Source organism: Clostridium sp., from assembly GCF_018372875.1.
Classification (GTDB): domain Bacteria; phylum Bacillota; class Clostridia; order Clostridiales; family Clostridiaceae; genus Clostridium.
This window is the reverse complement of sequence record NZ_JAHAIF010000004.1, coordinates 65,461-81,156: the sequence shown is the minus strand read 5'-3', so window position 1 is coordinate 81,156 and position 15,696 is coordinate 65,461. Positions and strand designations below refer to the sequence as shown.

15 protein-coding genes are annotated in these 15,696 nt (G+C 27.0%); 11 read left to right on the top strand and 4 right to left on the bottom strand.

The features are described from left to right. Positions 1–20 precede the first annotated feature (20 nt). The 3 genes from KIB46_RS02705 to KIB46_RS02695 all read right to left on the bottom strand — a co-directional run bounded on the left by KIB46_RS02705 (position 21) and on the right by KIB46_RS02695 (position 3,433). Positions 21–1,121 carry an ArsR family transcriptional regulator gene (locus KIB46_RS02705; RefSeq protein WP_156559163.1) on the bottom strand — a complete coding sequence of 367 codons (1,101 nt, stop codon included), beginning with the start codon at positions 1,119–1,121 and terminating at the stop codon, positions 21–23. Positions 1,122–1,183: 62 nt separating this feature from the next. Next, positions 1,184–2,437 (bottom strand): MFS transporter, encoded by a 1,254-nt coding sequence (locus tag KIB46_RS02700; RefSeq protein ID WP_291670679.1) that lies wholly within the window; start codon positions 2,435–2,437, stop codon positions 1,184–1,186. Positions 2,438–2,581: 144 nt separating this feature from the next. Beyond that, positions 2,582–3,433 (bottom strand): aldo/keto reductase, encoded by an 852-nt coding sequence (locus tag KIB46_RS02695; RefSeq protein ID WP_291670676.1) that lies wholly within the window; start codon positions 3,431–3,433, stop codon positions 2,582–2,584. A 382-nt stretch (positions 3,434–3,815) separates the two neighbouring features. Here KIB46_RS02695 and KIB46_RS02690 point away from each other — a divergent pair, with 382 nt between their 5' ends. The 3 genes from KIB46_RS02690 to KIB46_RS02680 all read left to right on the top strand — a co-directional run bounded on the left by KIB46_RS02690 (position 3,816) and on the right by KIB46_RS02680 (position 7,415). Beyond that, complete coding sequence (locus KIB46_RS02690) at positions 3,816–5,480, top strand: ribonuclease J (protein WP_291670674.1); 1,665 nt, start codon at positions 3,816–3,818, stop codon at positions 5,478–5,480. Positions 5,481–5,569: 89 nt separating this feature from the next. Next, the gene (locus tag KIB46_RS02685; protein WP_156559156.1) at positions 5,570–6,112 is read left to right on the top strand and encodes a phosphatase PAP2 family protein; all 543 of its coding nucleotides are present in this window, start codon (positions 5,570–5,572) and stop codon (positions 6,110–6,112) included. A gap of 400 nt (positions 6,113–6,512) precedes the next feature. Continuing rightward, positions 6,513–7,415: a chemotaxis protein gene (locus tag KIB46_RS02680; protein WP_291670671.1), complete on the top strand. Its 903-nt coding sequence runs from the start codon at positions 6,513–6,515 to the stop codon at positions 7,413–7,415. Between the two features lie 169 nt (positions 7,416–7,584). Here the strand turns inward: KIB46_RS02680 and KIB46_RS02675 are convergent, their stop codons facing one another. Further along, entirely contained in the window at positions 7,585–8,379 is a 795-nt protein-coding gene (locus KIB46_RS02675) for a Cof-type HAD-IIB family hydrolase (protein ID WP_291670669.1), read from the bottom strand. 120 nt (positions 8,380–8,499) lie between these two features. Here KIB46_RS02675 and KIB46_RS02670 point away from each other — a divergent pair, with 120 nt between their 5' ends. From KIB46_RS02670 to KIB46_RS02635, 8 genes are all read left to right on the top strand, one after another. Continuing rightward, a complete protein-coding gene (locus KIB46_RS02670) occupies positions 8,500–9,000 on the top strand; it encodes an RNA polymerase sigma factor (RefSeq protein WP_156559150.1) in 501 nt (166 codons plus the stop codon). A gap of 1 nt (position 9,001) precedes the next feature. Beyond that, a complete protein-coding gene (locus tag KIB46_RS02665) occupies positions 9,002–9,589 on the top strand; it encodes a zf-HC2 domain-containing protein (RefSeq protein WP_156559149.1) in 588 nt (195 codons plus the stop codon). Between the two features lie 8 nt (positions 9,590–9,597). Continuing rightward, positions 9,598–10,392 carry a hypothetical protein gene (locus KIB46_RS02660; RefSeq protein WP_291670664.1) on the top strand — a complete coding sequence of 265 codons (795 nt, stop codon included), beginning with the start codon at positions 9,598–9,600 and terminating at the stop codon, positions 10,390–10,392. Between the two features lie 182 nt (positions 10,393–10,574). Beyond that, positions 10,575–11,243 (top strand): response regulator transcription factor, encoded by a 669-nt coding sequence (locus tag KIB46_RS02655; protein WP_049178684.1) that lies wholly within the window; start codon positions 10,575–10,577, stop codon positions 11,241–11,243. Continuing rightward, on the top strand, positions 11,240–12,256 hold the full coding sequence (locus KIB46_RS02650) for a sensor histidine kinase (protein WP_156559145.1): 1,017 nt from the start codon (positions 11,240–11,242) through the stop codon (positions 12,254–12,256). The genes KIB46_RS02655 and KIB46_RS02650 overlap by 4 nt, the downstream gene beginning before the upstream one ends. A 90-nt stretch (positions 12,257–12,346) precedes the next feature. Then, positions 12,347–13,114: an ABC transporter ATP-binding protein gene (locus KIB46_RS02645; RefSeq protein ID WP_111918856.1), complete on the top strand. Its 768-nt coding sequence runs from the start codon at positions 12,347–12,349 to the stop codon at positions 13,112–13,114. After that, entirely contained in the window at positions 13,104–15,089 is a 1,986-nt protein-coding gene (locus KIB46_RS02640) for an FtsX-like permease family protein (protein ID WP_291670659.1), read from the top strand. The genes KIB46_RS02645 and KIB46_RS02640 overlap by 11 nt, the downstream gene beginning before the upstream one ends. An 83-nt stretch (positions 15,090–15,172) precedes the next feature. After that, positions 15,173–15,694 (top strand): thioredoxin family protein, encoded by a 522-nt coding sequence (locus KIB46_RS02635; protein ID WP_291670657.1) that lies wholly within the window; start codon positions 15,173–15,175, stop codon positions 15,692–15,694. Positions 15,695–15,696: the final 2 nt, after the last annotated feature.

The following is a 15,696-nucleotide window of genomic DNA, read 5'->3' as shown; positions in this document are numbered from 1 at the left end:
AGAAGAGTTCAAGGCTCTTCTTATTTTAGTAATAGGTTATTAACTTCATTAAGAAAATTTTCAAGAATATCTTTATTCATACTGTAGTAAATTCTATTATTTTTCTTTTCAACTTTAACAAATCTAGCATTTATTAGTGCAGTCATATGGTGCGATATTGTTGAAGTAGAAAGGTTGAATTTTTCAGATAGTTCTTGGCCATATGCGGAAGTATCTTTAATAGATACTAATATATCAAATTTACTTTTATCACCTAAAAGCTTTAGGTTTTGATATACTTCCAAATGATTTGAATTAACTCTAGTTTCAATAGTAAATTTATCATTAAATAAAACACCGATTTTTATAACATTTTTATATATATTGTCATTATCTAAAGAAAATGAAATGTTTGAAGGATTTAATATTGAGTGACATACAATTATTTCTTCATATCCAGAACCTAAATCATAGTTTAGAGAAGAGGTAAGAAAATGCAATATATCATTTTGCTCAATAAATGCTTCCCAATAATTAGAAAAATCTTTAGTTAACTTAGAGAGTTCTTTATCATATTTTTTTAGTTCTAGCACGCAAGTATTTAACATTGATGAAAGTTCTTCTATTAATGAGTCTATATTTAAAAAAGCCAGTTGAATATTCCACTTATTTTCTATGCTTGTATCTAATGATGATATAAGAGACACAAGTTCTTCAAAAGAAGCAATTTCAGTATTTTTAAGCTCTGTACCTGCAATATCATTGGAAGAAAGAAGTTGGGCAAAGTTATAAATCTTTTCTTTATAACTTAGATTTTTAATTAAAGTCATTTGTTCTTCTAATGAAATATCTAAAAATCTGTTTTGATTTAAAAGTAATATATCTGCAATGCTCAAATCATTTAAGTTTAAATCTTTAAAAAAGAAGTCTAACCTTTCTTTTGAAAAATCTATATTTGAAAATACTTTGGTAGCAACTCTTGATATTATATCTATTACGGTGCTTGTATAGTCATTACATAATGGATAGTTTCTTTTTAATCTATTTTTTAAATCTTCAAAGCTAAAGTCATTAGTCATTAATTTTAAAAGATCTAGTGATTCAGAATAATAATTTATATCTTTTTTTAAAATTGTTTTCAAAATAAACACCTCAAGTATATAATAGCAATTATTGTTAACTTTTGAAAGAATCTAATCAGTATTTATACATCTCTTTTATTTATAAATTTAAATAAATATAGGGAGAATATACAGCTAAGTAAAAAACCATTGATTATGAATATACTATTAACAGACATAGAATATGATGCAATAGAAATAATAAAAGACATAGCTGGTACTGTAGAGCATGAAGAAGCATTAAAAATTGCACTACACCTTGATAAATAGTTTTCTTCTACAGATTTAATAAATAAAACTTGTAAGGAAGCAGAGAGCAATGATACAAATAGTCCAAGTATAGCAGAGATTATTCCCAATAGAATATTTGCCGTAAAGTAGGATAAATTTAAAGTTGATATAAATATTACTAATATATAATAAATCCCTAAAAATAAGCCGGATATAGACATAAGGATTGTATTTTTAATGAGTTTATTTATTGTAGGATAAATAAGAGAACCAATAATCATACCTAAACTAAGGGTAATACTTAAAACAGTAAGAAGTCCTACATTACCATTAAAAACAGTCTTTACAAGTGGAGCTTGAAGTGAATTTAGTGGTACAAGCCCTGTATTTAAAAGTGCACATATAATACATAGAGTTAATATAATTTTTTTTGTTTTTATATACTTAAATCCGTCTTTTAAGTCAGTGAAGTAAGTATTTTTATCACTAAAAGAAGAAAAAGATTTACTAACATGAGTATTTAACTTTATGAAGCTTATTATAATTGCTGACATAATAAATGTAATTGCATCTAATAAAATAGCTATTTGAATACCGAATGCTGTAATAATTCCACCAGCAACTGCAAGTCCAACTAATTCTGAAATTTTACATGCTGTATTACTAAAAGATATAGCATATTCGTAATAATCTTCAGGCAGTAGTTTAGGCAGAATAGAAGAACTTGCAGGAAGTCTAAATGCTTCTACAGATGAGTTTATAAAAGTTATAAACAGCAATATAAATGGATTTAAGATACCTAAAATAAATAGTAGTGATATTAGAGAAACGCATACCCCCCTTATGACATCAGTTATAATCATAATTTTTTTCTTATCCATTCGTTCTACCCAAACACCAGCAAATGGTTGAAATATAATAGATGGAAGCATGTTTACTCCAAATATAATGGCAGACCAAGATGGATTATTTGTAATTTCATAAACTAGCCATGTGAAAGCAATTGAGTCTATAGAATCCCCAAATCTACTAACAATATTGGCAATAAAAAGCTTAAAGGCCTCTTTCTGTTTAAAAATATCTTTATAGGTTATAGAATTATTCATAAAATATAGCCCCCTTTTATTATAGTTAGATAAGCATGAAACATATTGTTCGATTATAGTATAATTATATATTTTATGAATATCAAATAAAAGTGTTCGACAAATATAAAAGAAGCTTAAAAATATATTAAGCTTCTTTTATATTTAAAAATTAATATTATCAGGATCTACTCCAGAGCCTTCACAACCTTTTAAGTTTTGTATTAGGTCCATATCTTCTTTTAATAATTCAAAGTCAAATATCATAGAATTTTCTTTTATTCTACTTGGAGTAACGGACTTAGGAAGTGGAAGAATTTCATTTTGAATATGCCAACGTAAAGTTATTTGAGCAATTGATTTATTATATTTATCAGCTATATCTTGCATTTCTTTAACTTTAAATATTCTACCAGTGGAAAGAGGTCCCCAAGCTTCAACTAATATATTATTATTCCTACAGAATTTAACTGTTTCATCTTGATTATGGCTTGGATGTAATTCAATCTGGTTAACCATTGGTTTAATATTACAATTTTTAAATATCACTTTTAAATGATGAGGTTTGAAATTACTTACTCCAATAGCCCTAATTTTACCTTCGCTATAAAGTTTTTCAAAAGCTTTCCAGGTTTCACAAATTGATTCTTCCCAATCTTCTTTATGTCCTTTCACTACAGGCCAATGAATTAGATATAAATCTAAGTAGTCTAAGCCTAAGTCTTTTATAGTTTTATCAAAAGCTTTTAAAGTACTTTCATATCCTTGATCAGTATTCCAAAGCTTACTTGTTACAAATAACTCTTCTCTATTAGTTCCAGAAAGTTTAATGGCTTTACCAACGCTTTCTTCGTTGCCATAGCAAGCTGCAGTATCAATATGACGATATCCACATTTTATGGCTTCCAAAACTGAATTTATAGCAGTTTCCCCATTTGGAGTTTGCCATGTACCAAAACCTACACAAGGAATATTCACACCATTACTAAGGGTATAGGTATCTTTTAAATTATTCATATTATAAATCCTCTCCTTAATTCTACTATATATAACATTATACCTTATATTACCACGTTATAAAATTATTACTTTTTTTAATTATTATTTTAATGACTAATTGTAAAATGAAATTGAACTAACAAGAAGAATACTGAAATATAAAACTCCAGAAGAGTTATTTGAGTTACATTTAAGTCATGAAGGATATAAAATTCTTAATGACTTTCTTTGTTAATTGTATAAAAATATATTCTTTACGCAAAATATAAGTAAACAATAGTATAATTTAATATCTTGCAAAGGAATGAGATTAATTATATTATAAAATAAGAGATTATAAACGATTTTAAATAATATTAAAATAAAGCAATAAATTATAGAAAAGGATAGGAGAATAAATTTGCAAAAGTATAAGAGCGTAAAAATAATCCCGTTAGGGGGACTTGGAGAAATAGGAAAGAATATAACTGCATTTCAATATGATGATGAGATTGTAGTTGTTGACTGTGGGTTAGCTTTCCCAGATGAAGATTTATATGGAATAGATTTAGTTATTCCAGATATAACATTCCTCAAAAGAAATAAGGACAAGGTTAAAGGAATATTTATAACACATGGACATGAAGACCATATAGGAGCCTTACCTTACATACTAAAGGAATTAAATGTACCAGTGTACGGAACTAGATTAACTTTAGGATTAATTGAAACTAAATTAACAGAGCACAAGATGCTGAATGATTGTACTTTAAATGTTGTTGAACAAGGAGAAACTGTAAAGCTAGACAACTTTAAAATAGAATTTATAAGAACAAATCATAGTATAGCTGATAGTTGTGCTTTAGCGTTACATACTCCAATTGGAGTAATTATTCACACAGGTGATATAAAGGTTGATTATACACCTATAGATGGAAAGGTTATAGATTTAGGTAGATTTGCTGAATTAGGTAAAAAGGGAGTTCTACTTTTAATGGCAGATAGTACAAATGTAACTCATCCAGGTCATACTATGTCAGAAAGTTCTTTAGGTGAAACCTTAAATAGGTACTTTACTAAGGCAACAGGAAGGATAATAATTGCTACCTTTGCTTCAAATATTCATAGACTACAACAAATAATAAATGCTTGTGAGCTTACAAAGAGAAAGATTGCATTTAGTGGACGTAGTATGGAAAAGATATCTGAAGTTGCTATAAAGCTTGGATATTTAAATATGCCAGAAGGTATGTTAATTGGGTTAGATGAAGTGAAAAATTATGCAAATGATAGGATTACTATTGTAACTACTGGTAGCCAAGGAGAGCCTATGTCTGCCTTAACAAGAATAGCTGCTGGAAATCATAGAAGTATTCAAGTTGAAAAAGGTGATATGGTAATAATATCAGCTACACCAATACCTGGAAATGAAAAATCTGTTTCCAATATAATTAACGAATTAAGTAAAAGAGGAGCAGATGTAATTTATAGTTCTATGGAAGCTATACACGTTTCAGGGCATGCTTGTGAAGATGAATTAAAGCTTATCCATGCTTTAGTTAAACCTAAATTTTTCTTACCAGTTCATGGTGAGTATAAACATTTAAAGAAACATGCTCAACTTTCAGAAATCATGGGAGTTAGACCAAACAATATAGCTATTCTAGAAAATGGTGATGTGTTTGAATTAACTAGAAGATGGGGTAAAGTTGTAGGAAAAGTACCATCAGGAAGAATATTAATTGATGGTAGTGGTGTTGGAGATGTAGGTAACATAGTTTTAAGAGATAGAAAATCTCTTTCTCAAGATGGAATTATTACAGTTGTAGTTGCTATAAATAAAGAAAGTAAAAGCATTACATCTGGACCTGACATAATTACAAGAGGATTTGTTTACGTAAGAGATTCTGAAGAACTAATGAAGGAACTTAGAAATATTGCAACAGATTCAGTAGAGAAATGTCTTGATAATGATATTACAGAATGGGCAGAAATAAAGAAAAATATAAGAACTGATATAAATAGTTATGTTTATGAAAAGATAAAAAGAAGACCTATGGTTGTGCCTGTAATTGTAGAAATTTAATATTAAAAGGAGTTTGACTTTAATGTTGAACTCCTTTTAATATATAATAAATTTTGATATAATTTATAAAAAAATATGTGAGGTTAAAAATGAATTATATATATAACATGGATATTACTATTTTAGATTGGATTCAAAATGTTTTTAAGTGTGCTTTTTTAGACTGGTTTATGCCTATTGTAACTTCTTTAGGGAATGCAGGTATAGTTTGGATAATTATTTGTGTATTACTTCTTATATATAAGAAAACTAGAAAATATGGAGTTATGATGGGATGTGCATTAATTCTATGCTTATTAATAGGTAATTTATTTTTGAAACCAGTAGTTGCTAGAGTAAGGCCCTTTGATATTAATACAGCTATAGATATTTTAATTAAGAAGCCTTTAGATTTTTCTTTCCCATCAGGACATACAATGTCTTCATTTGCAGCTGCTACAGTTTTAATTTATATGGATAAAAAAATTGGAGTAATTTCCTTAATTTTAGCTACCATAATTGGATTTTCTAGATTATATCTATATGTGCATTATCCATCAGATGTAATTGTAGGATTATTTATGGGTATTTTATTAGGATTAATAAGTATTAAAGTATGTTCTATAATAAAGTATGAAAAAAATAATATTTAAACTTAAAGTTGGTAATAATACGTAGAAATACTAAGGATATATTTACTAATGGAATGTACCTCCTGAATTTGAGCACCATAATTGTGGAATTAGTTATATAGTAAATATCAAAGGGTTAAAACATAGTATACTATTGAAAAATCCTTGAAGATAGTTGAGAATTTAGGGCATAGAGCTGGCAAAGATGCCAAAGGTTATGGTAGAAAAAGAAGCTTTAGAATTTGATAGAAAACTTTATATTTCAAGAAGAGTATTTGAGCAAAGTAATTATGATACTTATTTAAAGGCATATAGATGCTTCTAAATAGTCATATTTCTCTGAAGATAAAGAAATTATGGCTGTAAAGTTATGTTATTTCTTAACGAGAATATATTATAATTACAAGTGAGGTGAGGTAATATGACTAGTGATATTTTATTAGAATCAGGTACTGGAGAAGTTGAAGTAATTGAATTTAGAGCTAATGACGTTAATTATGCAATAAATGTAATAAAGGTTAAGGAAATTATTGATATGCCAGCAAGTGGTGTTACAAAAATGCCTGAATGCAAAAAAGAAATAGCTGGATTAATTTTATGTAGAGATGAAATACTTCCAGTAATTGATTTAAAATATATTTTAAATAGAGAAAATACCAGCGAATTAGGATCAAGATTAATAGTATGTGAATTTAATAAGGTTAAAGTAGCATTTAATATTGATGATATTATAGGAGTTCATCGTATTAAGTGGAATGAGATTAGGAAGCCAAATAATATATTTGATAAAACATTAGCAGTTGGAAACATTGTATTAAATGGGAAAATTATAGTTATGTTAGATTTTGAAAAGATAGTTACAGATATTAGTCCTAAGTCTGGTATTAGCGAAGATAGACTTGTTTCTGTAGAATATAAGGATAGATCTGATCTTAGGTTAGTTTTAGCTGATGATTCTCCACTAATTAGAAAGCTGTTAAGAGAAACATTAACTAAAGCAGGATTTACAAATATGAAGATATTTGATGATGGAGAACAAGCTTTAAGTTATCTTAAAGGATTAACAAATGATTTGGGAAAATCATTTGTTAAAGAAGTTCAACTTCTTATTACAGATATTGAAATGCCACAAATGGATGGATTAACTTTAACTAGAAAGGTTAAAGAAGATGAAGTGTTAAAGAGATTACCAGTAGTTATATTTTCATCATTAATTACTGAAGATTTAAGACACAAAGGTGAGTCTGTTGGAGCTGATGCTCAGTTAAGTAAGCCTGAAATAGAAGAACTTATAGGAGTTATAGACCAACTTTTAGGTGTATAAGCTAGATAATTTGCAATTTAAAATATTAGTATTGGTTGAAATGTATTTAAGAAAAATATTTAATAGGTATGGAAGTAGGAAGTAATACAAGCATAGAACACTGAAAATGTGATATGACTAAAAAAGTGACCTCTTATCTAAAGGATGGGAGGTCACTTTTTATACTTTATTAAATTAATTTGTAATGCTTAAGTGCATTAAAGATCCCATCTTCATTAATATGAGTTGTAACATAAGATACTAATGGAAGTAGGGCTTCATTACTATTCCCCATTGCAATACTAGTATGTGAGTATTCTAACATTGATAAATCATTTGTACTATCTCCAATAGCAAAAGTGTTTTCATGTGGGATATTTAAATGATTAATTAAAAATTCAATTCCTGTTGCTTTAGAAAAACCTTTAGGTACAACTTCGTAGAAATCATCACTTCTTTTTATAAAGTCAAGCTTATCTTTATATTTATTATAGAATCCTTCAAAATTACTATCTTGGTTTAAGAAAATCACAAATTTATCAAAATAAAGTTCATCTAATTGAGAAAGGGATTTGAAAGGAAATCCTTCTTCAGCTAAATCAACAGTAAGTTTTAAAACTTCTTTATGTTTTATAGTAGATTTTTCTGGGAAGTATATAAAATCTTTTCCTTCACCTATTGCATCTAATTTAAACTCTTTAAAGTCTAATGCAATTTCTTTTGAAAGGGCGTGTCCAAGTTCGTTATCTAATAAAACTTGTCCATCACATTCTATATAAGTTCCACAACCACAAATATATCCATTAAAGCCAGAGTTCTTAATTAATTCAGGTAATATAACTTTAGTTCTTCCAGTATTAATAATAGCTAAATGACCATTTTCTTTAAGTTTTCTTATTGCTTCTAGTGCACTCTCTGGTATTTTATTTGTTTCCTCATCTAAAATTGTTCCATCAATATCAAAAAATATTATTTTTCTATCCATAGTTTTCTCCTATCTTCTGTTATACATAAACTAATTATAAATAAAAAAAATGAAATTTTCTATTATTTATTTGAAACAAAAGGGGATTAATATACACTAATAATATGAGAGGGGGATAAGATGGAGGATTTTGATAAGATTTATAAACTTTACAATAAAAAAATTTATAGTTACCTTCTTTATTTATGTAAGGATTCACTTGTAGCAGAAGAGTTGTTACAGGAAACCTTCTATCTTGCTATTAAAAATATAGAAAAGTTTAGAGGAGAATCTATGGTATCTACTTGGATATACTCTATTAGCAAAAATGTTTATCTTTCATGGCTTAGGGATAAAAAAAAGAGAGATAATATACATGATTATGATTTGAATAATAAATTAGTACAGCAGGATAAAAGTGATGAAAGAATTATACAAGAGGAAGAGCTTAGAGAGTTATTTAAGCTTATAGACAAGATAGAAGAACCATATAGAGAAGTAATTTTAATGAGGGCAGTAAACAAGTTATCTTATAGGGAGATAAGTGAAATAATGAAAAGAAAAGAATCTTGGGTTAGGGTTATTTTTCATAGAGGAAAAGTAAAACTTAAAGCTTTAATTGAGAATAAGGGGGAGATATAGTATGAATATGATTGACTGCAAAGTTATAAGAGATTTAATGACTTTATATGTAGATGGGTTGTCTTCTGAAGAGAGTAATGAAATAATAGAACATCACATAAAAAAATGCAGTAAATGTAATGATTATTTAAATAGTTTATCAGATGAGTGTTTTTTAGAGAAAAATGTAGTTGATAAGTATGAGGTTGATGATAAGGTAGAGCAGAAAATAGTACAGGATATTAAGAGGAGCAATGTTAGTAAGCTATTAATTTATTCTATAGTTGGAGGAGTATTAGCAACCTTATTAACCTCTGGAAGTTTAATATTTAATGGATTTTTGTTATTACCTCTATTTGGAGCAGTTATATATTTAAAGTTTAAGAATAAACTTATAGCACCACTTTCAATATATGTTATTCAATTTCTAAACCTATCAATTGATATGTTTATAGATTTAAGCATTCAAAGCGAAAATATAGGGGTTACTCTTTGGGATTATGTAAGTTATACCTGTGGTAATGCTATATTTGCACTATTTTTTATGGGATTCACCTTTATAGGTGTTGTTATAGGAATATTGATAGAAAAAATTTTTTTAGATAAATAGGAGGTAAAATGAAAGTGAAATTTAATCTTAAAAAGATAATTTATTTTGTTATTTTAGTTGGAATATTAGCTTTCTTATTTTCTATATACAATGCTTTTAATAGTAATCCTATAAGTAAGGGAATTGCTAAAAATAAGCTGAATAAATATATAGAAGAGAATTATAGTGATAAGGATTTTATAATAAAAGATGTAGGATATAACTTTAAGTTTAATGAGTACTATGGAAGGATTATATCCCAAGAGGAAGGATTAGATTATAATATAACCTTAAGTAAGAATGGAGATATTATAGACCTATATAAAGAAAATGGATTTATAGAGGATGTTGAACTTAATAATAGGTTTAATAAAAAGGTTGAAGAGGATTTTAAAGAAGGGCTTAAGGATAAAGTATCTTTTAATAAAGATGGAAATAAGAATGATTATTTATTTGCATATTTCAATATAATCCAAGGAAAATACAAGGATAGAGATATCCAATATTCTAAGGAGCTAGATGATAAATTCTTGATACAATTAAATATACATGATGAAAAGGATGGAGATTATAGAGATAGGTTTGTGGATTTAGCCTCAGAAATTATTAAGTATGCAGAGAGTAATGGATATAAAGGTCTTAGTGCAATATCAGTAAGTACGTATATAAATGATGTTGAATATTCAATTTTAGTTAAAAGAGATGAATTTTCTAAAGATAGGGAAGAACTTTACAATAACATAGTAAAGGGTGGCTATGAGGTTAATAGAAATTCAAAGGGGGAGGTACACTTTAAGTATATTGAAAAAGAAGAGAAGAAATGAAAATAAGATTAGATAGGCTTGAGGATGTTATAAAAGAAAATAAAAATTAGTGTAAATAGAAGGAGATAATCATACTCCTTCTATTTCTATTTGGAGTATAAAAAGTAGACACATTAGTATATAAGATATAGAATTTATGTGTGTAGAGAAGATTATATTTATATAGACTAGGAGTAGGTAGTATGGGAAATATTTTTATTATTGAAGATGATAAGACAATAAGAGAAGAACTAACTATATTTTTAAGCAGATATGGCTATAGTTGTACTTCATCCACAGATTTTGAAAATATAGTAGAGCATGCATTAGAAAGTAAATCAAATCTTATTTTACTTGATATTAATTTACCTTACTATGATGGGTATTATATATGCAGAGAAATAAGAAAGTGTTCTAATGTGCCTATTATAGTAGTTACTAGTAGACAAAGTGAAATAGATGAACTTATGAGTATGAATCTAGGAGCAGATGATTTTATTACAAAACCCTATAATACTCAGATTTTATTAGCTAGGATTTCATCTGTTTTAAGAAGGATGTATCAGAATATAGATATGGATTTTTTAGAGTTTAAAGGGCTAAAATTTAACATCTCTCAAAGCCTTATAGAGTTTAATGGTGAAAAGATTGATTTAACAAAAAATGAATCTAAAATACTTTATTCTCTTATTAAAAATAAAGAAAAGATAGTCTCAAGAAATAAACTTATGGATGAATTATGGCAGTCTGATGAATTTGTAGATGATAATACGTTAACAGTTAATATAAATAGGCTTAGAAAAAAGATGGAGTCAATAGGAGCTATTGACATGCTACAAACTAAGAGAGGACAAGGTTATATTCTACAATGAGATTCTTAATATATTTAAAAGATAGATTTTTATTTATTATATTTACACTTTTAATTGTGTTATTACATATTGGACTATTTTTGGCTTTAGATGTAAGTTATTATGCAATATTTTTAATAGCTACACTATATATATTATGCAATTTCCTTTACCTTTTTATTGAGTATAAAAATACTTATAGGTATATAGATAACTTAAGAGATCAAATAGATTTACTTGAAGAAAAATATTTATTAAGTGAAATGATAGATGCACCTAACTCAAAGGAGAGTAATGAATTTTATAAAATTTTAAAAGAATGTAATAAGTCAATGAATGATAGAATTTCTGAAATTGAATTAAAAAATAAAGAATATAGGGAGTATATTGAACTTTGGGTGCATGAGGTAAAGACTCCAATAGCATCAACTAAGCTAATAATAGAAAATAATCCATCCCCTGTTACTGATATTATACTAGGTGAGATAAATAAGGTTGATGATTATATAGAGCAAACTTTATTTTACACTAGGCTTAATAGTGTAGAGAAGGATTATATAATTAAAATATTAAATCTTGAAGAGGAAGTTAATGCTGCTATAAGAAAGAATTCCAGATATTTAATTCAAAGAAAAGTTAAAATAGTAAAGTCTAAACTAAGAAAAGAAGTATTTTCAGATACGAAGTGGCTTCAGTTCATCTTAAATCAGATAATTAGCAATTCTATTAAGTATTATCATAAGAAAGAGAATATATTGGAATTTTCAGCTGAAGAAATAAATGGGGAAGTGATTTTAAATATTAGTGACAATGGTATTGGTATGAATGAAAAAACTCTAATTAAAGCATTTGAAAAAGGTTATACCGGTGAAAATGGTAGAAAATTCAAAGAATCTACGGGTATTGGACTTTATCTTTGTAAAAACCTATGTGATAAATTAGGTCTTTCAATAAAACTGTCCTCAAAGGAAGGGGAGGGTACTAAAGTTTCTATTCTTTTTCCTAAAAATAAAATGTTACTTTTAGAAAACTAACAAAACTGTAAGATTAATGTTAGTTATATCAATGGAGAAACTTTTTTAATAAATGTAACATTTAGGTATAAGGAAAAGGAGGGATAAAATATGAATAAAATTTTACAGGTTGAGAATATTCATAAATTTTATGGAACTAAAGGAAATGTGACTAAAGCTTTAAACGGAATAAGCTTTACTGTAGAGAGAGGTGAATATGTTGCAATAATGGGGGCTTCAGGAAGTGGAAAAACTACACTTCTTAATTGTATTTCAACTATAGATAATGTTACTAGTGGACATATTTATATAGGAGGAGAAGACATAACGAAGATTAAAGAAAAAAAGCTTGCTAAATTTAGGCGTGAGGAACTAGGGTTTATATTTCAAGACTTCAATTTATTAGATACATTAACTGCATATGAAAATATTGCTTTAGCACTTACAATTAATGATGTTAAAGGAAAAGAGATAGATGATTTAATAAGGGAAATTGCAAGCAGACTTAATATAACAACCGTGCTTAATAAATTTCCATATCAAATGTCAGGTGGACAAAAACAAAGGGTAGCAGCGGCAAGAGCAATAGTAACACATCCAAAGCTAATATTAGCAGATGAACCTACAGGAGCACTTGATTCAAAGTCAGCAAAGATGCTTTTAGAAAGTTTAGAAACATTAAATAAAGCTATGAATGCAACAATTATGATGGTAACTCATGATGCATTTACTGCAAGTTATGCTAAGAGAATTCTTTTCATTAAAGATGGTAAGATATTTAATGAATTAATTAGAGGAAATGATTCTAGAAAAGAGTTTTTTAGTCAAATAATTGAGGTTGTTTCTCTTCTTGGGGGTGACCAAAGAGATGTATTTTAAGCTATCTTTAAGAAATATTAGAAGAAGTCTTAAGGATTATACTATATACTTTTTAACATTAATTTTTGCAGTTTGTATATTTTACACTTTTAATTCTATAGAGTCTCAAAAGTTACTTTTAGACTTAAGTGAATATCAAGGTTCAACATTCACAGCAATTAGTATGGCAATAACTGTAGTATCAGTCTTCATTTCATTTATTTTAGGATTTTTAATTATTTATGCAAATAATTTTTTAATAAAGAGACGAAAGAAAGAACTTGGAGTATATATGACTCTAGGAATGGAGAGAAAGTCAATATCAAGAATTTTGTTTGCAGAAACCCTACTAATAGGTTTTATATCACTTGGAATAGGATTATTTCTTGGCGTTTTATTATCACAATGTTTATCGATAGTTACTGCAAAGATGTTTTCAGTAAAACTATTATCATTTAAGTTTATTTTTTCAGAGTCAGCTTTCATAAAAACAATAATTTGCTTTGGATTAATCTATATAATAATTCTTTTATTTAATTCAAGATCAATAAATAATGTTAAGTTAATAGATTTAATTTATGCTTCTAGAAAAAATGAAGAAACAAAAGTAATAGGATTAAAGATTTCAGTAGTATTATTCATATTAAGTGTTATAACAAACCTTTCAGCCTATGTTATTTTAATTAAAGGTGGTGCTGCAGCTATTACAGTAACTATGTTTATATGTGTAATATTAGGTATAATAGGTACATTTTTATTCTTTATGTCACTTACAGGCTTTTTACTTAAGTTAGTACAAAGTAGTAAAAGATATTACTTTAAAAAGCTTAATATGTTTTTGTTAAGACAAATTAATAGCAAGATTAATACAAACTTTATTTCTATGTCTTTTATTTGTCTTATGTTATTTTTAGCTATTTGTACTTTGTCTGGAGGACTTGGAATAAATTTTGCTGTTAGTTCTCAAGGAAAAGAATTAACACCACATGATGCTACAGTTCAGGATGAGATAAATAAAACTGATCTTGAAAAAGTATTTATGGATGCCAATATTAATTTAAATAAATTTACAAGTGAATTTTCAGCATATAAACAATACAATAGTGGCATTGGTTATAAGGAACTATTTAATGAAGAACTAGTTAATGAATTAAAAAATTTATATCCAGTTACAGCAAATGTTGATGTTAAAGTTGTAGGACTTAGTGATTTTAATGAAGAAATGAAATTAATTGGTAAAGAACCTATTATATTAAATGATAAAAGTTTTGGCTTGTTTCTTAATGATGAGATTTGCTATAAATATATAAGTATATATTTAGAAGATAGAAGAAAAATTAATTTAAACAATAATCAATTAGAGTTTGATAAGAGTAAGGTTGTTTATGTTAATTTTAATAATACTATGATGCAAGGAAATATAGGGACAATAATAGTAAATGATAAATATTTAAATGGACTTAAGATGTATAATTCCTATATAAATTTAGATTTTGAAAATCCTGAGGATTTAAAAATATTAATGGATGAGGTTAATAGTAATCCACTTATAGAAAAAGATAAGTTCTTTTTCGTTCCAAGAGAGATGATAGAAGCTAATTCTCAAATGCTTGGAACAATGGTAGCTTACCTTGGTATTTATTTAGGAATAATATTTATAATAACTTCCGCTGCAGTACTTGCACTTCAACAACTATCAGATTCCTCTGATAACATAGAGAGATATAGATTACTTAAAAAGATTGGAGTTGATGAAGAAGAGATAAATAAAACAATTTTAAAGCAGACAGGAATATACTTTATGCTACCATTATTTTTAGCAATAATTCATTCCATAGTTGGAATTACATTCTCTGAAGAAGTAATAAAGTTATTTGGATCAACTAAGAATATGATTTATGTTATAATAACGGCTATAGTATTTATAATAATATATGGTGGATATTATTTGGCTACCTATATAGGTTCTAAAAATATGATGAAAAATAGAATATAAAAAGCAGTACATTGTACTGTTTTTTATATTCTTTATTACATTCATAGAGAGAAGAATAGCATTATTGAACAGGAGATGAGAATATGAAAAACTTTGATTTAGGGATTACATATAGTGAATATTTGAGCTTGGCAGATGAGGAGCAAATGGGAATAATTGATAGGTTTAATGAACAAGGCCAATTAATTAATAAAGATTTACATAAGGTAAGAAATATAGAAAATAAACTTAATATACTAGTTTTTGGAGAGCCACGCTGTAAAGATGTTGCAACAGAAATACCTTTTTTACTTAAATTAAGTGAACTAAACAAAAATATAGAAGTTAAGTTCTTAAGAAGGGAAGGAAATGAGGAACTATTAGAAGAACTTTCAGGGGAAAGAAAAGTGCCAACATTTTTAATACTTAATGAAAAAGGTAATACAGTTAGAAAATATATTGAGTTTCCTATTGGGGTTAAAGAAATTCTGTTAAATACCGAGAAGGAAAAAGTTCAAGATATTATAGATAATATGAGAAAAGGTAAATACAATAATCTTATTCAAGAGGATATTATTAGATTTCTAACAGGAGAAAATTATAGATATATTAACTTTACTAAATAAAT